Raw genomic sequence first — 24,461 nt, forward strand, 5'->3', positions numbered from 1 at the left:
TCTGCCGCTGACAGTGAAAGCCCGGCTCCATGCCGGGCTTTTGCCAGTTTCGGTATTCGGCAGACGATGAATAATAACGAAGGCTCCGGTTGGGAGTCCGGTCCAGCCGCCGGGGTAACGGACGTATGAAGATCGATTATTACGAAGCATTGGGCGTAGAAAAGTCCTGCGATGACAAGACGCTGAAAGCGGCTTTTCGCAAGCTCGCCATGCAGTACCATCCTGATCGCAACCCGGATAATCCGGAAGCTGAACGCAAGTTCAAGGAAATCGGCGAAGCTTACGAAACGCTGAAGGACCCGCAGAAGCGGGCAGCCTATGACCGTTTCGGCCATGCTGCCTTTGAAAATGGCGGCGCAGGTGCCGGTTTTGGCAATGGCTTTGCGGGCGCGGGCGGTTTTGCCGATATTTTCGAAGATATTTTTGGCGAGATGATGGGTGGCGGTCGCCGCCGTTCCAGCAACGGTCGCGAACGCGGCGCCGATCTGCGCTATAATATGGAAGTGACGCTCGAAGAAGCTTTCGCCGGCAAGACGGCGCAGATTCGCGTGCCGACCTCCATCACCTGTGATGAATGCTCCGGTTCGGGTGCCAAGGCGGGTTCGCAGCCCACCACCTGTACCATGTGCTCGGGCTCGGGCCGGGTGCGCGCGGCGCAGGGCTTCTTCTCGGTGGAACGCACCTGCCCGACCTGTAATGGTCGCGGTCAGGTCATCAAGGATCCTTGCGGCAAGTGCCACGGTCAGGGCCGCGTGACGCAGGAGCGTTCGCTTTCGGTCAATATCCCGGCCGGGATCGAGGACGGCACCCGTATTCGCCTTGCAGGCGAAGGCGAAGCCGGAATGCGCGGCGGTCCGTCGGGTGATCTCTACATCTTCCTTTCGGTCAAGCCGCACGAGTTCTTCCAGCGCGACGGCTCCGACCTTTATTGCAAGGTGCCGATCTCGATGACCACGGCGGCGCTGGGCGGCCAGTTCGAAGTCTCGACACTGGACGGCACCCAGACCCGCGTGAAGGTTCCCGAAGGCACGCAGAACGCCAAGCAGTTCCGCCTCAAGGGCAAGGGCATGCCGGTTCTGCGCCAGCAGGCGGTGGGCGATCTCTATATCCAGATCGATATTGAGACGCCGCAGAACCTGTCGAAGCGCCAGCGCGAATTACTGGAGGAATTCGAAAAGCTCTCCTCGCAGGAGAACAGCCCGAAATCAGCCGGGTTCTTCTCGCGGATGAAGGAATTCTTCGAGGGAATAGGTGAGTAAAAAAGGGGAGCCAAACGGCTCCCTTTTTTCATATTTTCCTTATTCCTGCCTTGCTTAAGGAATTGAAAGCGGCATAAGCTTGTCCAATAACGACAATGGGAGCATGCGGAATGGCAGGTCAACTCGGCAGGAAACTCGCCGCGAAATTCGACGAGGAAATCCGTTTTTTCAAAGGGTGGATTGACGGGCCGAAAGCGGTAGGCGCCATTCTGCCGACCAGCTCCATCACCGCGCGGCGCATGGCAAGCGTGATCGATATCCATTCCGGCCTGCCGGTTCTCGAACTTGGGCCGGGCACCGGCGTCATCACCAAGGCGATCCTCAAGCATGGCGTGAAGCCATCCGATCTTTATTCGATCGAATATTCGCAGGATTTCGTCGAGCATCTGAACAAGACCTATCCCGAGGTGAACATCATCCAGGGCGATGCGTTCGATCTCGACACCACGCTCGGCACCATGAAGGACCAGCAGTTCGACAGTATTATTTCTGCCGTGCCGCTGCTCAACTTCCCGATGGCGCGCCGTGTGCAGCTTATCGAAGATATGCTGACGCGCATTCCGCGCGGCCGTCCGTTCATGCAGATCACTTATGGACCTCTGCCGCCGGTTCCAGCCGGTCGCGGAAACTATACGGTTCAGCACTATGATTTCGTCATGCGTAATGTTCCTCCAGCACAGCTGTGGGTTTACCGCAGGCCGCTCGGCTGATTGACTGTCCGTGATTGTATTTGCTGATTCTCGGAGTTGTCCATGACCGCACGTGTTCTTGTCTTCGCCGGTTCGATCCGTATCGGCGCTTTCTCGGGTCATATGGCGGATGCCGCCGAACAGGAATTGCGGGCGCAGGGTGCGGAAGTCACCCGCATCACGCTTGCTGATTATCCGTTGCCCCTGATGGACCAGAATCTGGAAAAGGAGCATGGCGTTCCCGAAAACGCCATGAAGCTCGGTCGGCTCTTTGCCGAACACGACGCGCTTCTGATCTGCTCGCCGGAATATAATGCATCGATCCCGCCGCTGCTGAAAAACACGCTCGACTGGGTCAGCCGGATTTCCAAGGATGGCGACCAGCCGCTGCGGCCCTATAGCGGGCTGACGGTCGGTCTGTGTTCGACGTCGGATGGCATGTTCGCCGGTATGCGCGGGCTCTACCACCTGCGCGCGGTGTTGATGGCGGTTGGAACGCAGGTCGTGACCGAACAATGTTCGGTCGGTCGCGCCTCGGTGGCATTCAACGAGGATGGCACCCTCAAGGATGAGCGCAGCGCCAAAATGCTCACAGCCGTCTGTCAGAGCGTGATCAGCCGGGTCGGCTGATTCTCCGTTCAATCTGCATATTTCGGGGCGCGGTATCTTTCGTACCGCGCCCCGTTGTGCGATTAGAACAAAAATTGCAGCGGAGAATTTCATGACGACGACAGAATTGCGCGATCAGCTGATCGTGGGCCTCGACGTGCCGACTATCGCCGAAGCGGAAAAAGCCGTTGAGGAACTCGGTGATGCCGTGTCCTTCTACAAGATCGGCTATCAGCTGGTTTTTGCGGGCGGTCTCGATTTTGCGAAGAGCTTGATTGCGGCGAAGAAGAAAGTCTTCCTCGACATGAAGCTGCTCGACATCGACAACACCATCGCCAAGGGCGTGGAGAATGTTGCGAAGATGGGCGTTTCGATGCTCACGCTCCATGCCTATCCAAAAGCCATGCGCGCTGCCGTCGAAGCCGCCAGAGGGTCAGATCTCTGCTTGCTCGGCGTGACGGTTCTGACGTCGATGGATGATGCCGACCTGCGCGAAGCGGGCTATTCCGACAATGCGGAAACGCTGGTCCTGAAGCGCGCGCGTCAGGCGCTGGACGCCGGCATGGGTGGTATCGTCGCTTCCGCAGCCGAAGCTGCCGCCATTCGTCAGGCCATCGGACCGGATATGGCGGTGGTGACGCCGGGCATTCGTCCCGCAGGCGCGGAGAAGGGTGATCAGAAGCGTGTCATGACGCCAGCGGATGCGCTTCGTGCCGGCGCCAGCCATCTTGTCGTGGCGCGACCGATTGTCGGCGCAGCGGATCGCAAAGCGTCTGCCCTTGCCATTCTGGAAGAAATGCGCTCCGCTGCGTAAATAGTTTTCGAGGAGGAAAGCATGACGAAAGCCTATTGGATCGCCCGCGTGGATGTTCGCGACCCGGAACGCTACAAGGATTATGTGTCCACAGCCAAACCCGCCTTCGAACGCTATGGCGCGAATTTCATTGCGCGCGGCGGCAAGGCGGAAGCCGTCGAAGGACAAGGACGTGCGCGCAATGTCATCATCGAGTTCGAGACCATGCAGCACGCGCTCGATTGCTACAACTCGCCGGAATATCAGGCGGCGAAAGCTATTCGCCAGACCGTAGCGGATGGTGAGATCGTCATTGTCGAGGGTATCTGACACCACAATGAAAAAGGCCTCGGAAGGGGCCTTTATCTTTTAGAGCGCTACCGGCGGGTCATGCCGCCCCGCCAATGTGAGATCAAGCAGCAGCACCTTTCCGGCATGGGGATCGGCGTTACGAGCCTCGTCGTTCATGCCTTCATGGGCGCTGGTCACGATCATCACCGCCGCATCCGGGCCGACAAAGGCCGGGCAGGACGGCTGGCTTACAGGCAGTTCTATCGATCGGATCAGGCGACCTTGTGGTGAATAGGCGTGAAGCGCTTTTCCGCCCCAGCAGGCGTTCCAGACGGTGCCTTCCGCATCCACGACTGATCCGTCAACGCCGCCTTCATCGACACGGTGATGAAAGACGCTCTTTTCCGAAACCGGCAGCCCCGTTTCAGGATCGGTATCGACACGCCAGATGATATTGCGGTCGGTATCGGCGAAATAGGCGATCTTTCCATCCGGCGAAAAGCAGATCGAATTGGTGATCGTGATGCCGGAAAAGAGCTTCTTCACCTGGCCTTCGCGATACCACCAGATGGAACCGGCATCCTTCTCGGCCTTACGGCCCATGGTGCCGATCCAGAATGCGCCGGAGGGGTGGACGCGCGCATCATTGGAGCGCGTCACCGGATTGTCGGCTTCCAGCGGATGATGCATCGTCAGACGACCATTGGCGCGCTCGCGGATGAACAGCCCGTGTTCGCTGACCAGAAGCTGGCGCTCGCGGTCGATGACGGCAAGGGCGCTGGCTTTCATGCCGAGGTCATGGACCTCCATTGCCCCGCTTTCCCAGTTTCGCTCGATGAGTTTGTGCCCGAGAATATCGAACCACCAGACATGGCCTGTCAGCGGATCGTAACCCGGGCCTTCGCCCAGTTCTGCGATATGGTCGGCGAATATGACAGTTTTGACGGACGTCACCTTTTCCTCCCGAAAAGTATCATTCAACCGCTGTGTCTAGAGCATTTTCCCGCCAAATGAAAAGCTTCGGCATGGCATAAATGCGGCAATTCAGCGCCAGCCAAGCGCCGGAGCGACATGTTTCAAAATCGCTTCGATGACATGGGCATTATAGTCGACGCCAAGCTGGTTGGGGACGGTCAGAAGCAGGGTGTCTGCCTCGGCAATCGCTTCGTCCTGCGCCAGTTCCTTGATGAGGTCTTCCGGCTCCGCGGCATAGGAGCGACCGAAGATCGCCCGCGTATTCTCATCGATGTAGCCGATGCTGTCCTGCTCCTTGCCGCCAGCGCCGAAATAGGCACGGTCGCGGTCATCGACAAGCGCGAAGACGCTGCGGCTCACCGAAACGCGCGGCGTGCGGCTGTGGCCCGCTTCCTTCCAGGCTTCGCGATAGGCGCGTATCTGCTTTGCCTGCTGGATATGGAACGGCTCGCCCGTCTCGTCGTCTTTCAGCGTGGAGCTTTGCAGGTTCATGCCGAGCTTGGCTGCCCAGACCGCGGTGGCGTTCGACCCTGCGCCCCACCAGATGCGGTCGATCAATCCTTCCGAATACGGCTCAAGGCGCAACAGGCCGGGCGGGTTGGGGAACATCGGGCGCGGATTGGGTTGCGCAAAGCCTTCGCCTTTCAATGTGCGCAAAAACACTTCCGCATGTTTGCGGCCCATATCGGCATCCGTCTGGCCTTCTTCCGGCGCGTAGCCGAAATAGCGCCAGCCGTCGATCACCTGTTCGGGCGATCCGCGGCTGATACCAAGCTGCAAGCGTCCGCCAGCGATCAGGTCGGCAGCGCCTGCATCTTCCGCCATGTAAAGCGGGTTTTCATAACGCATATCGATGACGCCGGTGCCGATCTCGATCTTGCTGGTCTTGGCGCCGACCGCCGCCAGAAGCGGGAAAGGCGAGGCGAGCTGGCGCGCAAAATGGTGCACGCGGAAATAGGCGCCATCGGCCCCCAGTTCTTCAGCGGCTACTGCCAGATCTATCGATTGCAGCAGCGTATCGGCAGCCGAACGGGTTTGCGACTGCGGGGAGGGCGACCAATGGCCGAACGAGAGAAAGCCAATCTTTTTCATGAGGTTCTCTTGATTCTAGGGGTATCTATTTGTGATCCATCATATGGGGAGGGTTGCCTCGTTTGGAAGTGAGGCCCCATGGCAAACACTTTTTTGTGTTTTGTGGACGCCGGAAAGCCTGAATTGGCACGGTTTCGGCGGCAGAAAGGCACTATATCGCCGGTGCATTCCGTTTTAAATTTCCCGCAACTTCGAATCGCGAGGAAATCATGGCTCTCAAAGTCGCGGTCCAGATGGACCATATCAGCACGATCAACATCACGGGCGACACAACGTTCGCTCTTTCGCTGGAGGCGCAGAAGCGCGGCCACGAGCTTTATCATTATACGCCTGACCGCCTGTCGATGCGCGACGGCGTCGTTTCGGCGCGCCTCGAAAAACTGGAAGTGCGCGACGTCAAAGGCGATCACTTCACGCTGGGCGTACCTGAGCGCCGCGACATGCTGGAAATGGATGTGGTGCTGCTGCGTCAGGACCCGCCTTTCGACATGAACTACATCACCAACACGCATCTTCTGGAGCGCATCCATCCGAAGACCCTGGTGGTCAACGATCCGGCCTGGGTGCGCAATAGCCCCGAAAAGATCTTCGTCACCGAATTTCCCGACCTGATGCCGGAAACGCTCATCACCAAGGACCCGCAGGAAGTCATGGATTTCCGCCGCGAATTTGGCGACATTATCCTCAAGCCGCTCTATGGCAATGGCGGCGCGGGCGTGTTTCATCTGGCCGATGGTGATCGTAACCTCACTTCGCTGCTCGAAATGTTCGGCCAGCTTTTCCGCGAGCCGTTCATCGCCCAGCGCTATTTGAAAGACGTGCGCGCAGGCGACAAGCGCATCATCCTGATCGACGGCGAGCCGGTCGGTGCGCTCAACCGCGTGCCGTCAGAAACCGATGCGCGCTCCAACATGCATGTCGGCGGCAGGCCCGAACAGAGCAAGCTCACGGCGCGCGAACGTGAAATCTGCGCACGCATCGGACCGTCCCTGCGGGAGCGCGGTTTCATTCTGGTCGGCATCGACGTTATCGGCGACTACATGACCGAGATCAACGTCACCTCGCCGACCGGCATTCGCGAGATCGAGCGTTTTGACGGCACCAATATTGCTGCTCTGTTCTGGGACGCAGTGGAAGCAAAGCGGTAATAGACAACACCGGCCCCCGCAAATCCGTGGCGCCGATGTTTCGACTGCGAACCACCAGTATAGTGAAACGGGTCTCCAGCAATGGGGCCCGTTTCTTTTTCGCCAGACATGCGCTTCGTCTGGCTATAGGATTGAGCAGACTTGCAAAATCAAAGTGACTGCGCCGCTTGCACCCCCTGTACGATTTTGGGACACACCGTCCAACAAATTTAGAACACCCTAATTTATAATATTGCCAATCCCGTTCTTTAGTGCAGAATTCGGTCTATTCAGTTATTTGCGAATAGTATTCGAGGGGACCTTGATGCGTCATTCGACTGAGAACAGAAAAAGTCACGCCTTTCCGTTACTGCGCCTTACCGCCCCTCAGTTCAAAATGCCGATACCGGTCATCGGGGTTCTTCTTCTCTTCCCCTATACAGAAACGGCGCTTGCCGATTGTACGCCTGCCTCGCCTGCATCGGGCGATACGGTTGTCTGTAACGGTAATCCGAGCGGGTTCAGCACCAGCGGGCTTGGCAGCCTCAATGTCGTGATCGAGCAGAACACCAATCTGAATGGCCCATTCACGGCCAGCAGCATGGGCGCGCTGACGGTCGATCATTCGGGCAATGCGCAGAGCGTTGCCATAAACGATGCGACCAGCCTCGTTTTCGACAATCGCGGCACGATCAATGGCGGCCTGACTGTGAGCGGCAACGGCACCTATGTGGTCCATAATTATGCCAATTCGCATATCAATTCGGCGTTCAGCTTCACCGGCAACAGCACGAACATCATCACCAATGATGGCACGTTGAACAATGGCGTCACCATCAATGGCGATGGCGCGACCAATATCACCAACACCACCGGCGCATTCTTCAATAACGGCATTTTCGTCAATGGCGCCAGCCAGACCTTCGTGGAAAATTACGGCACGATCCAGAGCACGATTGCGCTTGGTTCCGGCAACGACACGATCATCAATTATGATCCCGGCCAGATCAATGGCAGCGTTTCGCAAGGGGCTGGCGACGATCTTTTCGACATGCGCGGCGGTCGTGTCAGTGCGACGGTCAATCAGGATGACGGCAATGACCGGTTCCTCTTGTCCGGTGGCGAAGTCACCGGTTCGCTGATGGCGGGCAATGGCGCTGATTACATGCTCTGGACGGGCGGTCTGATCGGCGGCATCGACATGGGCGCGGACAATGATGTCGCGGTGTTTCAGGGGCTGACCGATACGCAGCTGAAAAGCATCCAGATCAATGGCGGCCTCGGCACAGATCGTCTGACCTGGCAGAACACCAAGGGCAGCAATCCGCAGCGTCTGATCAACTGGGAGCTTATCGAGCTTCAGAATGCGTCGGAGCTGACGATGAACAGCAATCTGACGCTTGGCGACAGCGGCACCGCTACCGGCACGCTCACCATCGATTCGAGCAGCTATCTTCGCGCTGGCAGCGGCAGCTGGACCATCAGCCCGGCGGTGGGTGGCAGTCTCACACAGGTGGTGAATGCAGGCGTGATCGATCTCACCAATGGCTCCAATTCCACATCGGACAGCCTCACCATCGTCGGCAATTATCAGGGGAATTCGGGCCAGCTCTGGCTGAACACGGTTCTGGCCAGCGACAATGCGCCGTCCGACAAATTGGTCATTTCGAACGGCACGACGACCGGCTCCACCGGCATCGTGGTGACCAATGTCGGCGGTACGGGTGCGCAAACCCAGCAGAACGGTATCCTTGTGGTGGAGGCGATCAATGGAGCGACCACGGGCGAAGGTACGTTTAACCTCGCGCGGCGCGCTTCCGCCGGTATTTACGAATACCAGCTGGTGCAAGGCGGTGTGACGGCGGGAACCGAGAACAATTGGTATCTGCGCAACAATTTCGACGGCATCGACGCAACCAATCCTGATTTGCCGATTTGGTTATTGCCCGGCCCTGACGATGGCGATGATGACGACGACGGCAATGGCAACACAGGTGGCGGCTCTGGCGGTGGTTCCGGAGGTGGTACAGGCGGCGGCTCTGGCGGCGGCACGGGTGGCGGCAGCGGCGGTGGGACCGGAGGCGGTTCGGGCGGTGGCGACGATGGCGGCAGCATCACGCTGGTTCGTCCCGAAGTTCCGATCCTGGGCGCAACGCCAACCGTCGTGCGCGGGTTGTTGCGCGTGGCGCTCGGCACATTCCACGAACGGCACGGCGAACAGTCCTGGTTCGGTGATGAAGCAAACAAGCATGTCATCTGGGGCCGCATGTTCGGCGATCAATATCGCCAGAATCTCAGCACCTTCGCAGATCAGCGCTACAAGGGTAACCAGTGGGGCATGCAGTTCGGCGTGCCGGTCTATCGTGCCGAACATGATGACGGTCAGCTCGATACGCTCGGCCTGATGGCTGGCTATGCGCGCGGCTGGGGCGATATGCGCGCCAGAAACATCTATGGCAATAATATCGAGATCGGCAATATCGATGTCGATGCTTACAGCCTCGGCGCTTACTGGACCCATACCTGGGAAAACGAAGCTTATATCGACGCCATCGTCATGCATTCATGGCTCAGCATCGATACGGAATCGGTCGCAGATTATAGTTCCAGCTTCCATGGCAAGGAATGGACGGCCTCTCTCGAAGCGGGCAAGAAATTCGCGATCAGCGAAAAATGGGTGATCGAACCGCAGGCGCAGATCTATTGGCAGTATCAGAATTTCGATGAGGCTAACGATCCCGGCGGCACCATCCGTTACGACAATAACGATAGCTGGACAGGCCGTGTCGGCGCGCGCCTGCAAGGCAATTACACGATCAACGAGCGGCCGTTCAATCCGTTTGTGCTGGCCAATGTCTGGCATCAGTTCAAGGCGAGCGATACGATCTATTTCAACAATGACAGGCTTCGTCCGTCCTGGGAGGAAACCAGCCTTGAACTCGGTGCCGGTTTCACGACCAAGGTTGCCGACAATACCTCGCTCTACGCCAATGCATCCTATGAGTTCAACCTCGGCGGCGAGCGCTTCAGGCTTCTTTCCGGTCGTATAGGCGCACGCGTTTCCTGGTAAATTCAGGCCTCGCCGGCGACACAGCGTTCTTGATCTGTTTCGGGAAAAATGCTTAAATCCTCTGGTTGTATTTAAGCATTCTCTCACTTTAGAGATGTGCTGCGTGGCGAGTGGGGGCTTATGGTCGCGCGGGTTGGAACGGTTGCCTTTCAGGGCATAGAAGCGGTGCCTGTCGATGTGCAGGTCATGGTCGCGCCGGGCAAGATGGGCATGTCGATTGTCGGCCTGCCCGACAAGGCGGTGGCGGAAAGCCGCGAGCGCGTGCAGGCGGCCTTGCATGCTTCCGGGCTATCGATGCCCACCAAGCGGGTCACGGTCAATCTGGCGCCCGCCGATCTGCCGAAGGAAGGGTCGCATTACGATCTGCCGATAGCGGTCGGGTTGATGGCGGCCATCGGCGCCATTCCGGCAGACGCCATCCAATCCTATCTGGTGCTGGGCGAACTTTCGCTCGACGGGTCGATTACGCCTGTCGCGGGTGTTTTGCCCGCTGCGATCGGTGCCAATCGGGAAGACAAGGGGCTGATCTGCCCCTATGCCTGCGGTCCGGAAGCTGCTTGGGCCGGTGCCGATATCGACATTCTCGCACCGCGCAGCCTGATTGCGCTGGCCAATCATTTTCGTGGAACACAGGTGCTGACGCCGCCCGATCCGTCCATGCGGGTTTCCAGCGAAAGCCTGCCCGATCTTGCCGATATCAAGGGACAGGAAACGGCCAAACGCGCGCTGGAAATCGCCGCAGCAGGCAATCACAATCTGCTTCTGGTCGGCCCGCCCGGTTCCGGCAAGTCGATGCTGGCGCAACGCCTGCCGTCGATCCTTCCGCGGCTTTCCCCTCGTGAATTGCTGGATGTGTCGATGATCGCGTCCATCGCGGGCGAGCTAGCGGGCGGAAAACTGTCCGACCGAAGGCCGTTCCGGTCGCCGCATCATTCGGCTTCGATGGCGGCGATGGTCGGCGGTGGCTTGCGCGCCCGCCCGGGCGAGGTGTCGCTGGCGCATAATGGCGTGTTGTTTCTGGATGAGTTTCCAGAGTTTTCACCGCAGGTTTTGGATTCGTTGCGCCAGCCGCTCGAAACGGGCGAATGTCTGATCGCCCGGGTCAATCATCGCACCAGCTATCCGGCGCGCTTTCAACTGATTGCCGCCATGAACCCATGCCGATGCGGGATGGCGGGCGAGCCCGGCCACAGTTGCGCGCGCGGGCCGCGCTGCCAGACGGATTATCAGGCGCGGATTTCCGGCCCGCTTCTGGATCGCATCGACCTGCGTGTCGACATGCCCGCTGTCTCGGCGCTCGACCTGATCCAGCCCGCGCAGTCGGAGCGCAGCGAGACCGTGGCGCAGCGTGTCGCCCGCGCCCGCGCCGTGCAGGCCACGCGCTATGCGGCGCTGGGGCTCGATCCGTCGATGGCGAACGCCTATTGCTCGGCGAATCTGATCGAGGAGGTGGCGCGACCGGATGCAGCGGGAATGAAGCTGTTGCGCGACGCCAGCGAGCAGATGCGCTTTTCCGCCCGTGCCTATCACCGCATCCTGAAAGTTGCGCGCACTCTGGCCGATCTCGATGGGGTGGATCAAATCAGCCGCATTCATCTGGCTGGCGCAATTTCCTACCGCATCGGTGCGGAACGGTTGATTTCTGCGGCGTGATTGCTCACGCCGCAGATGGTCGCGTTCCGGGGCTTAGATCCCGAAGGTCACCAGCCCGTTTTCATCGATGCGCCAGGCCGGGTTCCACGCAATTTCCCAGGCGTGGTCGTCGGGATCGGCGACATAGCCGCGAAAGCCGCCATGCGGGGGCGCGTCGGCAGCGCGCAGCAGCGTCCCGCCTGCCTCTGTCAGCCGCTGCATCAGCGGCGCGACATCTGCTTGTTGCTCCACATTATGGGCGAGCGAAAATGCCCCCGGTTGCACAAGGCCGCGACGGTTCATGTCGGCTTCGAGCGATGATTTAAGGAAGGTGCCGAGAACGAACCCGTTCATCTGGTAGAAGATGATCTCGTCATTTTCAAATATCGGCGTCCAGCCGAAGCCTTCGACATAGAAGCGACGCGAATTGGCGAGGTCGGCAATACCGAGTGTAATAACGGAAATTTGCTGTTTCATTGTCCAAACCCTTGATCCTCCGGCGCACCATTGCTCCGGAGTTGAAGGTCAGGGGACACATTGCGATCGCAGAACCGCGAAGGTCAGGACCCGTCTCTGGCATTATACTATGCCGTTGCACGGGAGCCGGGCTAACCGCACCGACCTCTCCTTTTTAGACCCGGACTGTCTATCACGTTCCGGGCCTGAATTCAATTTCGGTAAGCTTTCGATTTAGAGCATTTCCAGCAAAAGTGCGTAGCGGTTTTGCGTGGGATAATGCGCAAAAACAAATTGACAGAGCGGTTCCACGATTCCGTGCTAACCGGAACCGCTCTAATGACGAACCGAGCCGACCAACAGATTGTCCGGTGCTTCGATGGTGACCCAGCGACCGGTATTGTTCGCGGCCTGACGCTTCAGATAGGTGTAGTCGGTTTCGTTCCAGCGCAGAACTTCGTCGGTCAGATTGTCGAGAACGAAGTCGCCGCGGTCGGTGCGAACGGTCAGCACGGCATGGCCTTCGCCGTCCGGCTTGCGCACGACGGTGATCAGAAGATCGCTGATCGGAATGCCGGCCTTTTGCAACTCGCGCTGCTTGAGCAGCACATAGTCTTCGCAATCGCCAACGGTGGTCGGATAAGCCCAATATTCCTCGACGCCGTAGATTTCCACGTCGGTCATCGGCTTGATGCGTTCATTGACCGAAAGATTGACTTCGACAATGCGCTGCCAGTTGGCATGACCGAGCGGCAACGGGCTGGTGTCGCGGCTGGCAATATTGCATTCCTGCGCTTCGCGCTTGCAGAATTCGTAATGGCCGATTGGCTGCGAGGTGACCTTGCCAGTCTGCATGAAGTCGCCAGAGGCTGCTTCAGCACCAAAGCCTGTCATCAGCACCGAAGCCGCGAAAGCAGCAGCTGCCATCATTTTCTTGGTCGAGCGAACAACGCAAAACATACTCAACGCCCTTGCCGGAAACTCTTTTATTAACGAAACGTTAAAATCTGAAACACTTGCGAGTCAATTCGATTTGCCGCTTCACCGCCCAACATCTTAATTAATGGTTAACGCGGGTGGTCTGAAATAATACAATCTATGATTGAATTTGTTGGGTTTTTCAGGCGTTTTGTACGCTTGGTGACCACTCATAATTTTGCCATGCTGAGGGAGCTTGTTTTTGCCAGCGAATATGCCAATGGTTGGCACATTCCACCGGACCTTTGAGGTCCATTTGCAAAGGCCACGGGATGACAAGCGCAACCACGCGCAAGGCCACGGCAGACGACATCGATGCGTTATTGCGCATCGAAGAGCGCTGTTTCGAAACAGACCGCATTTCCCGACGCTCCTTTCGCGCCCTGATCGCGCGCCCCACTGCGGAAACCATCATTGCGGAAGCTGACGGCCAGATCATCGGCTATGCGATGATCCTTTTCCGGCACGGTACGGCACTGGCGCGGCTCTATTCGATTGCCGTTGATCCGGATGCAGGCGCCAAGGGGATCGGCGCGCTTTTGCTCCAGGCGGCAGAGACGGCGGCCTTTGAGCATGACCGTCCGCTGCTACGGCTTGAAGTGCGCGAGGACAATGCGCGGGCGATCGCTCTTTACAAGCGCCACAGCTATCGCCCGATTGGGCGCTATCTCGATTATTATGCCGACCATTCCAACGCCTTGCGTTTCGAAAAGACGGTGCGCGGCGGCGTGCCTCTGGCAACACCATTTGCCTATTACCGGCAGACGACCGATTTCACCTGTGGTGCGGCCTGCCTGATGATGGCGCTTGCCCGGCACAAGCCCGGAACCGCGCTCGATCCGGTGCTGGAAATCCGTCTGTGGCGCGATGCAACCACGATCTACATGATGTCCGGGCCGGGCGGCTGCGAACCTTTCGGCCTTGCCGTCGCCGGGCACGAGCATGGATTGAAGGCATCCATCATCGTCTCCATTGAGGATATGCTGTTTCTGCAATCGGTGCGTTCGGAAAAGAAGCGCCGGGTGATGCGGCTTGCACAGACCGATTTTCGCCAGCGCACGGAAGCCTATGGCATTCCGGTGGAATATCGCGGTTTCACCTTGTTCGACATCATCACGGCGCTTCGACGGGGCGCGTCGGTGATCGTTCTGATCAGCGGCTATCTCATGTTCGGCAACAAGGTGCCGCATTGGGTGCTCGTCCATGGCGAAGATGGCCGTCACATTTTTATTCATGATCCGTGGGTGGAAGAGAAACAGGGCGAAAGCATCGCCGATGCGGCCAATGTGCCGGTTCCCTTCCACATCTTCGACCGCATCGCCCGCTTCGGCAGCGATGGGCTGAGAGCAGCGGTGATTCTCGAAAAAGGGACAGACTGATGACGATCTGCGTCATTCTCGTTGGGCGCCTCTCGGATATCGACAATGGCGCGACACCGCACAAGGTCATGACCAATCGCGATTATCTCGCGCATCCGGCCCTGTTCAACGGCCAGCAGCGCCCGCGCATTATCAACCTGTCGCGGAGCTATACCTATCAAAGCCGCGGCTATTATGCCTCGCTTCTGGCGGAGGCGCGCGGTCACCGGATCATTCCGTCCGTCGAGACGATGATTGATCTGTCCGAACGGCGGCTCTATGAGAATGCCATTCCCGAGCTGGAAGACATGCTCAACAAGGCGTTGGGCAAGCATCCCGAAAAAGCGCCAGAAACCATCCACGTCCATTTCGGGCTGGCCGAGAACCCGGAATTCGAGCGTTTCGGCAGGCTATTGTTCGACTGGTTCCGTGCGCCGTCGCTGGAAGTAACGGTCAAGCCCGGCGAGTGGGCGCGTATCCAGAAAATCGGCTTTGCCAATATTGCGAAATTCTCAAAACATCAAAAGGAGCGTTTCGAGGATGCGCTCGACCGCTATACGCAGCGCGAATGGCGGGCGGCCAAGCCAAAGGTTCCGGCCCGTTATACGGTCGCCACGCTTTGCGATCCGAAAGAGGCGATGCCACCTTCATCCATGGCGTCACTGAAGCATTGGGCGAAGATCGCAGCGCGCCTCGGCGTTGAAGTGGACCCCATCGGCAGGAAGGACCTGTCGCGACTTGCCAATTACGACGCGTTGTTCATCCGCGAAACCACGTCGATTTCCAACCATACCTATCGCTTTGCGCGACGGGCGCAGCAGGAAAACATGCCGGTCATCGACGATCCGATTTCGATGATCCGCTGCACCAACAAGGTTTATCTGCACGAACTGATGCAGGCCAATGATGTGGCCGTGCCGCAGACCGTGATGATTGCGGGCGAGGAGGATCTGGAGCGGGCCGCCGATATTCTGGGCTTTCCGCTGGTGATCAAGATACCGGATTCGTCCTTCTCGCGCGGGGTGAAGAAGGTGAAGGATATTGCGGAGCTGAAGGTGCTGGCGATGCTGTGGCTTCAGGACAGCGATCTTCTGCTGGCGCAGAAATATATGCCGACCCGGTTCGACTGGCGTGTGGGCGTCCTCGACGGCAAGCCGCTCTTCATCTGTCAGTATATGATGGCGAAAAACCACTGGCAGATCGTCAAGCACGATACGGGCGGCAAACCGCTTGAGGGCGGCTTTCGCACCTATACGCTGGCGGATGCGCCCAAAGCGGTTCTGGAAACCGGCCTGCGCGCTGCGCGGTGTATTGGCGATGGATTATACGGTGTCGATCTGAAAGAGACGGATGACGGTGTCGTGGTGATCGAAGTCAATGACAATCCCAATCTCGAACACGGCATCGAGGATGCGGCGGAAAAAGACGACGTCTGGATCAATCTGACCCGCTGGTTCATCGATCGGCTGGATCGCAAACAGCGTATCCCGGAAGAGTTGAAAGCAGTACCTGCCCAGCCTAGGCTGTTACTGCTCTAATTCTTCGTTTTTACGCGCATCTTTTCCGAAAACCGGCTCCCGCTTTTCGGGATGCGCTCTAGAATCTGATCATTGCTTTACGCCGGATTACATCGGCGTGAAGCAGACCTTGGTATGTCCGGCGCCGATGAAGCCGAGACGGCTTGCAGCACCCTTGGAGAGATCCAGCACGCGTCCCTTGATGAACGGGCCGCGGTCGTTGATGCGCACGACGAGCGACTTGCCATTTCTCTGATTGGTAACTTTGACCTTGCTGCCAAGCGGCAGGGAGCGGTGCGCTGCGGTCAATCCGGCTGGGTTCATACGTTCACCCGAAGCCGTGCGGGAGGTCAGGGCGTACCAGGAGGCACCGCCGCATTGCTGTGCCGAGGCTTCGATTGCGCTGACAGCGAGAAGGCTGGTTGCTGCAAAGCCGAGCATAGCCATACGGGTCTTGAAGTTCATACCAGTTCCACTAGTTGTTAACGGGGCGCTTTGACAGTTTTGCTGAGAAAGACCTGAGCGAAGTGGAATCTAAATGTGGCGATGACGTGGTTCGAATGAGAACATTATGCGATAATTGAATCTATATCCGCAGCGGAATATCATCCTATACTATGCGTTGTTTACTTATATTTCGAAACATAACTGAGGAATATTTTGAAGGATTCGGTTCTGTTGCTGTAAAAGCGTTTACGATTCGTTAGGAATCTGGCGCATGGCTTCGTGTGGCCTTGTTTTACGCGGTGGAATCCAAGAAAAACTGCTTTTAGCGGTTCTACCGCTGTCGCCTGACCCTACAATTTTTATTTGTAGCGCAAGTTTTAAAGCCTCTTCTAAAAGTTGTCGAAATGCGGCATTTTCCGGGCAAAAATGCAATTTGGCCGTGTGTGTGGCAATTTTTACAGGTCGGTTTTTTCTTATCCACAGGCCGGAAAACGGCGCTTATGACGTTTCTTTGACCGTGCAGCCAGTGCAATTTATGGAAGAAATCCTGCTATATGCCTGTGGCGAACAGATGTGATTCCAACGGAAAACATGCAGGACGATCATCCCGACACGAACACGAATGCCTCCGTTCCGGCGATATCCGCTGGCAAGCGGGCGCTCTATCTCGTACTGGGCTTTGTCATGCTTGCGCTTGGCATCATCGGCGCCGTCTTGCCGGTCATGCCGACGACCATCTTCATCATTCTGGCGGCCTGGTTCTTTGCGCGGTCTTCGCCCAAACTTGAAGCGCGGCTTCTTGCCGACCCGCGTTTCGGCCCGCTGATCGTCAAGTGGCGTGACCGTGGCGCGATACCACCAAAGGCAAAGCTCTATGCCTGCCTGGGCATGCTTGTCGGCTACGGTTTTTTCTGGTGGGGCGCCCATCCGGGTCCGCTGCTGGCGATTGCGGTGACCATCTTCATGCTGGGCTCTGCCGCCTATGTGCTTTCTCGGCCCAGCGAGTAACCGCTTTAAACCCTCATCCCTTCGCGATAAGAGTGGCGTCATCGCTATGGGAGCCACCGATGAATTTGCCTGCCGTCAATCCGCTGATCGATCAACTCTCCGCGCCGCCCATTCCGGCTGTGCAGGTCTGGGCGCGGGATTATGACGGCAGCCACGGCCCGCTGATCGATCTTTCGCAGGCGGTTCCGGGCTATCCGCCGCATCCCGACATGCTGCGCTTTCTGGGCGAGGCGGCGGGTTCGCTCTCCAGCGCAGGCTACGGGCCGATTGAAGGCGAGGCTGTGCTGCGTCAGGCCTATGCCCGACATGTCGGCTCGCTTTATGGCGCTTCGATTGAAGCGCGCAATGTGCATGTCACATCCGGCTGCAATCAGGCTTTCATCGCGGCCATCATGTGCGTGGCTGGCAGCGGCGATACGGTGCTGACGACCGACCCGTTCTATTTCAACCACCGTTCGTCACTGGAAATGCTTGGCATCAAGCCGGCTTCCTTTCCGTGCCGTGCTGAAAATGGCTTTGTGCCAACGGTTGAGGATGTGCGGGCGGCGCTGCATCCCGGTGTGAGGGCGCTGACGCTTGTTTCCCCGAACAACCCGACCGGCGCGGTCTACCCGCCGGAACTGCTCGGCCAGATCTATGCGCTGTGCCGCGCCAACGGCACGTGGCTGATCCTCGATGAAACCTATCGCGATTTTCTGCCGACTGCCGGTGAGGCGCCGCACGAGTTATTCGGTGAGGCCGACTGGCCGTCGCATCTGATCCAGCTCTACAGCTTCTCGAAATCCTTCTGCATTCCGGGGCATCGTCTGGGGGCCATTGTTGCAGGCGTCGATATGGTGGCCAATATAGCCAAGGTGATGGATAATCTGCAAATCTGCGCGACACGTGCGCCGCAGGTGGCCGTTGCCCGCGTGCTTGCGCCGCTCGAAGCATGGCGCAACGAGAACCGCAAGGAAATCGCGTGCCGGTCTGCAACACTTCGCTCCGTCATGGCGGTGGTCGATGGCTGGCGTGTAGAAGCGGTGGGGGCCTATTTCGCCTTCGTGCGGCACCCTTTCGAGGGCCTATCATCGGTGACGGTTGCAGAGCGCCTTGCGAAGTCGCTCGGCATTGTCACATTGCCGGGTGTCTTCTTCGGTGACGGGCAGGAAGCTTTTCTGCGCTTTGCCTTTGCCAATGCCGATGTGGCCGGCATCGAAGCCACGGGAGCCCGTTTGCCAAGCTTACGGCTTTGATTCCCATAACAGTTCCAGCAGCTCTTCCATGGCATCCAAAGTCCCACACAATTGGTGGAGGGTGGATTGCTACAAACCTGTAACATTACTGTCATATGAATGTAATATAGAGCGCGTAGACGGCTACTGACGCTAATCGTCATAGGCTTTTTACAACAGGAGCTGCTGCTCATGAACAAGATGATTTCCTCGACCGCGGCGCTGGCCATTGCCGCCGTTCTGTCGGTTTCCGCTGCCCAGGCGCGCGATCAGATTCAGGTTGCCGGTTCCTCGACCGTGCTGCCTTATGCTAAGATCGTCGCTGAAACCTTCGGCGAAACCTATCCGAACTTCAAGACGCCGGTTGTTGAATCGGGCGGTTCGGGCGCCGGCATCAAGGAATTCTGCAAGGGCGTCGGTGAAAACACCATCGACATCGCCAATGCATCGCGCGCCATGAAGGATTCGGAACTGAAGTCGTGCGTTGACGCTGGCGTCAAGGACGTTCAGGAAGTGCGCTTCGGTTATGACGGCATCGTCTTCGCAACCGACGCCAAGGGTCCGGATTGGAAGCTGAAGCCGGAAGACGTCTACAAGGCCCTGGCCGCCAAGGTTGTTGTTGATGGCAAGCTGGTCGATAATCCAAACACCAAGTGGAACCAGGTGAACCCGAACCTGCCGGATTGGGACATTGCTGCCTATATCCCGGGCGAAAAGCACGGCACCCGTGAAGTTTTCGAAGAAAAGGTTCTGGCCGACGGCTGCAAGCACTCCGGCGCTCTGGACGAAATCAAGAAGACCGGTCTCGACGACAAGGCTGCCGCTTCGGCCTGTATCGCAGTGCGTAAGGACGGCAAGGCTGTCGACATCGACGGCGACTATGCTGAAACGCTGGCGCGCATCGACTCCAACAAGACCGGCGTTGGCGTTTTCGGCCTCTACTTCTTCGAAAACAATGCCGACAAGCTGAAGGTTGCGACCGTCAACGACATCACGCCATCGGCTGCGACCGTCGCCTCGGGTGAATATCCGGTTTCGCGTCCGCTGTTCTTCTACGTGAAGAAGGCTCACCTCGGCGTCGTGCCGGGCCTCAAGGAATATGTCGATTTCTTCCTGAACGACCAGATGATCGGTCCTGACGGCCCGCTCGCTGAATATGGTCTGGTGCCGGCTCCGGATGCAGAACGCGAAGCACAGCGCGCCGCCTTCACCGAAGGCAAGACGCTGGCTGCAAAGTAAGTCTAAAACTGTGGAACGCGGGGATGAAACCTCCCCGCGTTCTTCTCCTTTCGCGCCATTCTAATATGAGAGGCGCAATCGCGCGGAGCTGACAGTCTGGTCATTGGGGACACGTCTATGTCGTTTCGCATTTTTCAGGGCAACCGGGGAAATTGAATGTCCTTCTTTCTGGTTCTCGTCAGCGTCATTGCAATCGGGTTGGTCGGCTTCTTTATTGGCCGTCAGCGCGCCGTTGCACTGGACAAAGCGCAGCCTGTCGCGCCCCAAGGTTCGGGGCAAGGATCGACGGCCGAGAAAATGCATTCCCGCCCGCATTATCATGGCTGGTGGGTTTTCCTCGTTTCTGCATTGCCTGCAGTGCTGTTTCTTGCCGTCTGGGCTGTCGGATCGTCCGTCTATCTCGATCACAGCGCCACCGCACGACTACCCGATGCCGTCGAGGATGGTTCTTACACCAATCGCAGCCTTCAGCTCGGTATGGTGCGCGGCCTCGCCAACGGGCTTGAGCGCCTGACACCGGCTGAGCTGGAAAGCTTCCCGACCAACTATCAGGATGCGCGCTCGGTTCTCGGCAACAAGGGCGTGGCTCTCGCGACCGAGGGCCAGGACTATATGGTGCCCATCGCCCTCTATCTGAAGAAGGCGACGGACCTCACGCACACGATCGGCGCTGCCGTGGCGCTGGTCATTGCGGTTGCCGGTCTGATTTTCGGTCTTTCCACGATCAACCGCCGCATGCGCGCCCGCAACAATGTCGAGCGCATCGTGCTGTGGGGGCTGATCGCCGCGTCGGGCATCGCCATTCTGACCACTGTCGGCATCATCTGCTCGATGCTGTTTCAGACGATCAGCTTCTTTCAGTCGGTTTCGCCGTGGAATTTCTTCTTCGGCACGGTCTGGGACCCGCGCTTTGCTGCTGCCGGTTCCGGCGGTGAGACGGGCCAGTTCGGCCTGATCCCGCTTCTGGCCGGTACGCTCTATATCGCGCTGGTCGCTATGCTGTTCGCGGTTCCGGTCGGTCTGTTCGCCGCCATCTACATGGCCGAATATGCCTCGCCGCGCGTGCGCACGGTGGTCAAGCCGGTGCTTGAACTGCTCGCCGGTATTCCCAGTATCGTCTACGGCTTCTTCGCCCTTGTGACGGTCGGCCCGTTCCTGCGTGATCTTTCCGCCGCGATTGCGGGCGGTCAGGGCTTCATCATGGCGCAGAGCGTTTTGACCGCCGGTCTCGTCATGGGTGTGATGCTTATTCCTTTCGTGTCGTCGCTTTCCGACGACATCATCACCGCCGTGCCGCGCACGCTGCGCGACGGCTCGCTCGGTCTTGGCGCCACCCGCTCCGAAACTGTCAAGCGCGTTGTCCTGCCTGCGGCACTCCCGGGCATCGTCGGCGCACTTTTGATGACCGCTTCACGCGCCATCGGTGAAACCATGATCGTGGTTCTGGCGGCAGGCGTTGCGGCGCGTATCAACATCAACCCATTCGACGCGATGACCACCATCACGGTGAAAATCGTCAATCAGCTGACCGGCGACCTTGAGTTCAACTCGCCGCAGACGCTGGTTGCCTTTGCACTTGGCATCACGCTTTTCGTCCTGACGCTGATCATGAACATCTTTGCGCTGCATATCGTGCGCAAGTACCGGGAGCAGTACGAATAATGACCGATACGACCTTCAACGCAAGCGGTACGGCGACTGCACAACCCGCCCGCCGCGATATCGGACTGAAACGCCGCTACGCTGCCGAACGCCGCTTCCGCCTCTATGGCATCGCTGCAATCGCCATTGGCGTGTTCTTCCTCTGCGCGCTGCTGTTCTCGGTTTTCTCCAAGGGCTACACCGCCTTCTGGCAGACGACGCTCTACCTTCCGGTCCAGATCGACGCGCAGGTGATCGATCCGGGCAACAAGCGGGCGACCGATCCGAACGTGCTGATCGCCGCGAACTATCCGCTTCTGGTGCGCAATGCGCTGGCTGAAAAGCTCGGCGTCGCAACCACCGACCGCCCGGCCATGCGCGATCTTGGCCGCTTCTATTCCGACGGCGTGCGCGTTCAGCTGCGCCAGATGGTGATGGACAATCCGGCCATCATCGGCACGACACAAACTGTTCCGGTTCTGGCCGGTGCGGATATCGATTCCGCCTTCAAGGGGCAGATCGATCTGACCGTCCCTGAAACGAGCCGCAAGGTATCGGACCGTCAGGTTGGCTGGATGAAGACGCTTTCGGAAGAAGGCGTCATGAAGGAGGCATTCAACACCGGCCTCTTCACCTATGGCGCATCGAGCCGCCCGGAAACGTCGGGGCTCGGCGTGGCGCTGGTCGGTTCGCTCTATATGATGCTGATCGTGCTGGGTCTGGCTCTGCCTATCGGAGTCGCCGCTTCGATCTATCTGGAAGAGTTCGCCAAGAAGAACCGCTGGACGGATATGATCGAGGTGAACATCAACAACCTCGCAGCCGTACCGTCCATCGTGTTCGGTCTGCTGGGGCTTGCGGTCTTCGTCAACTTCTTCAACCTGCCGCGCTCAGCCTCGCTGGTCGGCGGTCTGGTGCTGACGCTGATGACGCTGCCGACGATCATTATCGCAACGCGTGCCGCCCTGCGCGCCGTGCCGCCGTCGATCCGCGCAGCAGCGCTCGGTCTCGGCGCGTCCAAGACGCAGATGGTGTTTCATCACGTGCTGCCGCTTGCCGCACCCGGCATTCTGACGGGCACGATCATCGGGCTTGCCCATGCGCTGGGCGAAACCGCGCCGCTTCTGCTGATCGGCATGGTGGCTTTCGTGGCGGATGTTCCGTCCACGCCGATGGACCCGGCGACCGCCTTGCCTGTCCAGATCTATATGTGGGCCAATGAAGCAGAACGCGCCTTTGTGGAACGCACGTCCGGCGCTATCATCGTCTTACTTCTGTTCCTGGCCGTGATGAACATTGCAGCAATCATTCTGCGCCGCCGGTTCGAGCGCCGCTGGTAAACGGGAGTCGAAGCTATGAATTTGATGACTGAACGAACTCTCGAGAAAGCCGTAGGAGAAAAGATGAACGCCAACGCCAGTTCCGTAAAGATGCGCGGCGACAAGGTTTGCGTATTCTATGGTGAGAAGCAGGCCCTTTTCGACGTCAATCTGGATGTTCCGGAAAAGATGGTGACGGCGCTGATCGGTCCTTCCGGCTGCGGCAAGTCCACCTTCCTTCGTTCGCTCAATCGCATGAACGACACGATTGAAGGTTGTCGCATCGCTGGCAAGATCACGCTCGACAATGAGGATATCTACGATCCGAAGATTGATGTGGTGGAACTACGCGCCCGTGTCGGCATGGTGTTCCAGAAGCCGAACCCGTTCCCGAAGTCGATCTACGAGAATGTCGCCTACGGCCCGCGCATTCACGGTCTGGCCCGCACGAAGGCCGATCTGGAGGAAATCGTCGTGACCAGCCTTCAGAAGGCAAGCCTGTTCGAGGAAGTGAAGGATCGCCTGCACGATGCGGGCACGGGCCTTTCCGGCGGCCAGCAGCAGCGCCTGTGCATTGCACGTGCGATTGCGGTTAGCCCGGAAGTCATCCTGATGGACGAACCCTGCTCGGCGCTTGATCCGATTGCCACCGCCAAGGTGGAAGAGCTGATCGATGAACTGCGCCAGAACTACACCATCGTTATCGTCACGCACTCGATGCAGCAGGCGGCCCGCGTTTCGCAGCGCACCGCCATGTTCCATCTCGGCAATCTGGTCGAAGTGGGCGACACGGAAACGATGTTCACTGCGCCGACGGAAAAGCGCACGCAGGATTACATCACCGGACGCTTCGGCTAACAAACCGGGGGCAGGGGAAAGCAACCCTTGCGCGCGGATTGCGTCAGAACAAACAGAAGTGCGGCTTCCCCGCAATTTATATTACGAGGTCTACCATGCCGTCTCAGCATACCGTTCGTTCCTACGATGAGGAACTGAAGTTTCTCACCCACAAGATCGCCGAAATGGGCGGACATGCGGAACGTATGGTCGAACAGTCGGTCGCAGCGATCGTCAATGCCGACAACGCCCTTGCGCAGCGCGTCATTTCCGACGACCTGATCCTGGATGCCAGCGAGCGCGAAATCGACGACAAGGCCGTGATGATCATCGCCAAGCGCCAGCCGATGGCGGTGGACCTGCGCGAAATCATCGGTTCGATTCGCATTTCCGCCGATCTGGAGCGCGTTGGCGATCTGGGCAAGAACATTGCCAAGCGCGTTGCCGCCGTTTCGGAATCCCGCCAGCCGGTCAAGCTCTATCGCGGTCTGGAAACGCTCGCCGAACTGGCGCTGACCCAGCTGAAAGACGTGCTCGACGCCTATTCGTCGCGCTCGGTACAGCAGATCAATGTCGTGCGTGATCGCGACGACGAGATCGACGCCATGTACACCTCGCTGTTCCGCGAGCTGCTCACCTATATGATGGAAGATCCGCGCAATATTTCCGCCTGCACGCATCTTCTGTTCTGCGCCAAGAATATCGAGCGCATCGGCGACCATGCGACCAACATCGCGGAAACCGTTTATTACATCGTGACCGGCCTGCAGATGCCTGCCGAACGACCGAAGGAAGACCTGAGCCACGGCATCGTCGTGGATGAGGCACGCAAGCCCTGAGTAAGCGCTGCATTTGAAGCGATCAGGGCAGATTGCCGGATTGCTCCCAAATGCGGTGGAGAATGTGTGAA

General features: G+C 58.4%; 23 protein-coding genes. 18 read left to right on the forward strand and 5 right to left on the reverse strand.

The annotated features are described in order from the left end of the window. The first annotated feature begins 125 nt into the window (after window positions 1-125). The 5 genes from dnaJ to ABWW11_RS01240 all read left to right on the forward strand — a co-directional run bounded on the left by dnaJ (window position 126) and on the right by ABWW11_RS01240 (window position 3,680). Complete coding sequence (dnaJ, locus tag ABWW11_RS01220) at window positions 126-1,259, forward strand: molecular chaperone DnaJ (RefSeq protein WP_109370071.1); 1,134 nt, start codon at window positions 126-128, stop codon at window positions 1,257-1,259. A 110-nt stretch (window positions 1,260-1,369) separates the two neighbouring features. Then, complete coding sequence (gene pmtA / locus ABWW11_RS01225) at window positions 1,370-1,969, forward strand: phospholipid N-methyltransferase PmtA (protein WP_109370072.1); 600 nt, start codon at window positions 1,370-1,372, stop codon at window positions 1,967-1,969. A gap of 42 nt (window positions 1,970-2,011) precedes the next feature. Beyond that, on the forward strand, window positions 2,012-2,578 hold the full coding sequence (locus tag ABWW11_RS01230) for an NADPH-dependent FMN reductase (RefSeq protein WP_109370073.1): 567 nt from the start codon (window positions 2,012-2,014) through the stop codon (window positions 2,576-2,578). A 91-nt stretch (window positions 2,579-2,669) separates the two neighbouring features. Next, window positions 2,670-3,371: an orotidine-5'-phosphate decarboxylase gene (gene pyrF / locus ABWW11_RS01235; RefSeq protein WP_109370074.1), complete on the forward strand. Its 702-nt coding sequence runs from the start codon at window positions 2,670-2,672 to the stop codon at window positions 3,369-3,371. Window positions 3,372-3,392: 21 nt separating this feature from the next. Next, on the forward strand, window positions 3,393-3,680 hold the full coding sequence (locus ABWW11_RS01240) for a DUF1330 domain-containing protein (protein ID WP_109370075.1): 288 nt from the start codon (window positions 3,393-3,395) through the stop codon (window positions 3,678-3,680). Between the two features lie 39 nt (window positions 3,681-3,719). Here ABWW11_RS01240 and ABWW11_RS01245 read toward each other — a convergent pair whose 3' ends face one another. Then, entirely contained in the window at window positions 3,720-4,595 is an 876-nt protein-coding gene (locus ABWW11_RS01245) for an SMP-30/gluconolactonase/LRE family protein (protein WP_109370343.1), read from the reverse strand. Window positions 4,596-4,685: 90 nt separating this feature from the next. Then, the gene (locus tag ABWW11_RS01250) at window positions 4,686-5,708 is read right to left on the reverse strand and encodes an LLM class flavin-dependent oxidoreductase (protein ID WP_109370076.1); all 1,023 of its coding nucleotides are present in this window, start codon (window positions 5,706-5,708) and stop codon (window positions 4,686-4,688) included. A gap of 209 nt (window positions 5,709-5,917) precedes the next feature. On the opposite strand from ABWW11_RS01250, the gene gshB reads away from it, so the two are divergent. The 3 genes from gshB to ABWW11_RS01265 all read left to right on the forward strand — a co-directional run bounded on the left by gshB (window position 5,918) and on the right by ABWW11_RS01265 (window position 11,558). After that, the gene (gshB, locus tag ABWW11_RS01255) at window positions 5,918-6,856 is read left to right on the forward strand and encodes a glutathione synthase (protein ID WP_109370077.1); all 939 of its coding nucleotides are present in this window, start codon (window positions 5,918-5,920) and stop codon (window positions 6,854-6,856) included. A 304-nt stretch (window positions 6,857-7,160) separates the two neighbouring features. Continuing rightward, window positions 7,161-9,905 carry an autotransporter family protein gene (locus ABWW11_RS01260; protein WP_124915143.1) on the forward strand — a complete coding sequence of 915 codons (2,745 nt, stop codon included), beginning with the start codon at window positions 7,161-7,163 and terminating at the stop codon, window positions 9,903-9,905. 120 nt (window positions 9,906-10,025) lie between these two features. After that, window positions 10,026-11,558 carry a YifB family Mg chelatase-like AAA ATPase gene (locus ABWW11_RS01265; protein WP_109370080.1) on the forward strand — a complete coding sequence of 511 codons (1,533 nt, stop codon included), beginning with the start codon at window positions 10,026-10,028 and terminating at the stop codon, window positions 11,556-11,558. 33 nt (window positions 11,559-11,591) lie between these two features. Here the strand turns inward: ABWW11_RS01265 and ABWW11_RS01270 are convergent, their stop codons facing one another. Then, window positions 11,592-12,014 carry a VOC family protein gene (locus ABWW11_RS01270; protein WP_109370081.1) on the reverse strand — a complete coding sequence of 141 codons (423 nt, stop codon included), beginning with the start codon at window positions 12,012-12,014 and terminating at the stop codon, window positions 11,592-11,594. A gap of 315 nt (window positions 12,015-12,329) precedes the next feature. Beyond that, the gene (locus ABWW11_RS01275) at window positions 12,330-12,953 is read right to left on the reverse strand and encodes a transglutaminase-like cysteine peptidase (RefSeq protein WP_109370082.1); all 624 of its coding nucleotides are present in this window, start codon (window positions 12,951-12,953) and stop codon (window positions 12,330-12,332) included. Window positions 12,954-13,243: 290 nt separating this feature from the next. On the opposite strand from ABWW11_RS01275, the gene ABWW11_RS01280 reads away from it, so the two are divergent. Together ABWW11_RS01280 and ABWW11_RS01285 are read left to right on the forward strand one after the other, a co-directional pair. Continuing rightward, window positions 13,244-14,350, forward strand: coding sequence for a peptidase C39 family protein (locus tag ABWW11_RS01280; RefSeq protein WP_109370083.1), 1,107 nt, complete (start codon window positions 13,244-13,246; stop codon window positions 14,348-14,350). Further along, window positions 14,350-15,867 carry a RimK family ATP-grasp domain-containing protein gene (locus tag ABWW11_RS01285; RefSeq protein WP_109370084.1) on the forward strand — a complete coding sequence of 506 codons (1,518 nt, stop codon included), beginning with the start codon at window positions 14,350-14,352 and terminating at the stop codon, window positions 15,865-15,867. Before ABWW11_RS01280 ends, ABWW11_RS01285 begins: the two co-directional genes overlap by 1 nt. Before the next feature lie 87 nt (window positions 15,868-15,954). Here the strand turns inward: ABWW11_RS01285 and ABWW11_RS01290 are convergent, their stop codons facing one another. Then, window positions 15,955-16,311: a septal ring lytic transglycosylase RlpA family protein gene (locus ABWW11_RS01290; protein WP_078337695.1), complete on the reverse strand. Its 357-nt coding sequence runs from the start codon at window positions 16,309-16,311 to the stop codon at window positions 15,955-15,957. A gap of 253 nt (window positions 16,312-16,564) precedes the next feature. On the opposite strand from ABWW11_RS01290, the gene ABWW11_RS01295 reads away from it, so the two are divergent. The 8 genes from ABWW11_RS01295 to phoU all read left to right on the forward strand — a co-directional run bounded on the left by ABWW11_RS01295 (window position 16,565) and on the right by phoU (window position 24,390). Then, a complete protein-coding gene (locus ABWW11_RS01295) occupies window positions 16,565-16,870 on the forward strand; it encodes a hypothetical protein (protein WP_171316511.1) in 306 nt (101 codons plus the stop codon). A 14-nt stretch (window positions 16,871-16,884) separates the two neighbouring features. Next, on the forward strand, window positions 16,885-17,301 hold the full coding sequence (locus tag ABWW11_RS01300; protein WP_109370344.1) for a YbaN family protein: 417 nt from the start codon (window positions 16,885-16,887) through the stop codon (window positions 17,299-17,301). A gap of 65 nt (window positions 17,302-17,366) precedes the next feature. Then, complete coding sequence (locus tag ABWW11_RS01305) at window positions 17,367-18,536, forward strand: aminotransferase (RefSeq protein ID WP_181376114.1); 1,170 nt, start codon at window positions 17,367-17,369, stop codon at window positions 18,534-18,536. 171 nt (window positions 18,537-18,707) lie between these two features. Further along, the gene (locus ABWW11_RS01310) at window positions 18,708-19,754 is read left to right on the forward strand and encodes a PstS family phosphate ABC transporter substrate-binding protein (protein WP_109370086.1); all 1,047 of its coding nucleotides are present in this window, start codon (window positions 18,708-18,710) and stop codon (window positions 19,752-19,754) included. Between the two features lie 156 nt (window positions 19,755-19,910). Beyond that, window positions 19,911-21,416, forward strand: a complete 1,506-nt coding sequence (gene pstC / locus ABWW11_RS01315) for a phosphate ABC transporter permease subunit PstC (protein WP_109370087.1) — start codon at window positions 19,911-19,913, stop codon at window positions 21,414-21,416. Further along, a complete protein-coding gene (gene pstA / locus ABWW11_RS01320) occupies window positions 21,416-22,735 on the forward strand; it encodes a phosphate ABC transporter permease PstA (protein WP_109370088.1) in 1,320 nt (439 codons plus the stop codon). The genes pstC and pstA overlap by 1 nt, the downstream gene beginning before the upstream one ends. A gap of 15 nt (window positions 22,736-22,750) precedes the next feature. Next, a complete protein-coding gene (gene pstB / locus ABWW11_RS01325; protein WP_121536974.1) occupies window positions 22,751-23,572 on the forward strand; it encodes a phosphate ABC transporter ATP-binding protein PstB in 822 nt (273 codons plus the stop codon). Window positions 23,573-23,667: 95 nt separating this feature from the next. Further along, window positions 23,668-24,390 (forward strand): phosphate signaling complex protein PhoU, encoded by a 723-nt coding sequence (gene phoU, locus ABWW11_RS01330; RefSeq protein WP_109370090.1) that lies wholly within the window; start codon window positions 23,668-23,670, stop codon window positions 24,388-24,390. The last annotated feature ends 71 nt before the right edge of the window (window positions 24,391-24,461 follow it).

The organism is Brucella sp. NBRC 113783 (assembly GCF_040372265.1).
In the GTDB taxonomy this organism is placed as follows: domain Bacteria; phylum Pseudomonadota; class Alphaproteobacteria; order Rhizobiales; family Rhizobiaceae; genus Brucella; species Brucella teleogrylli.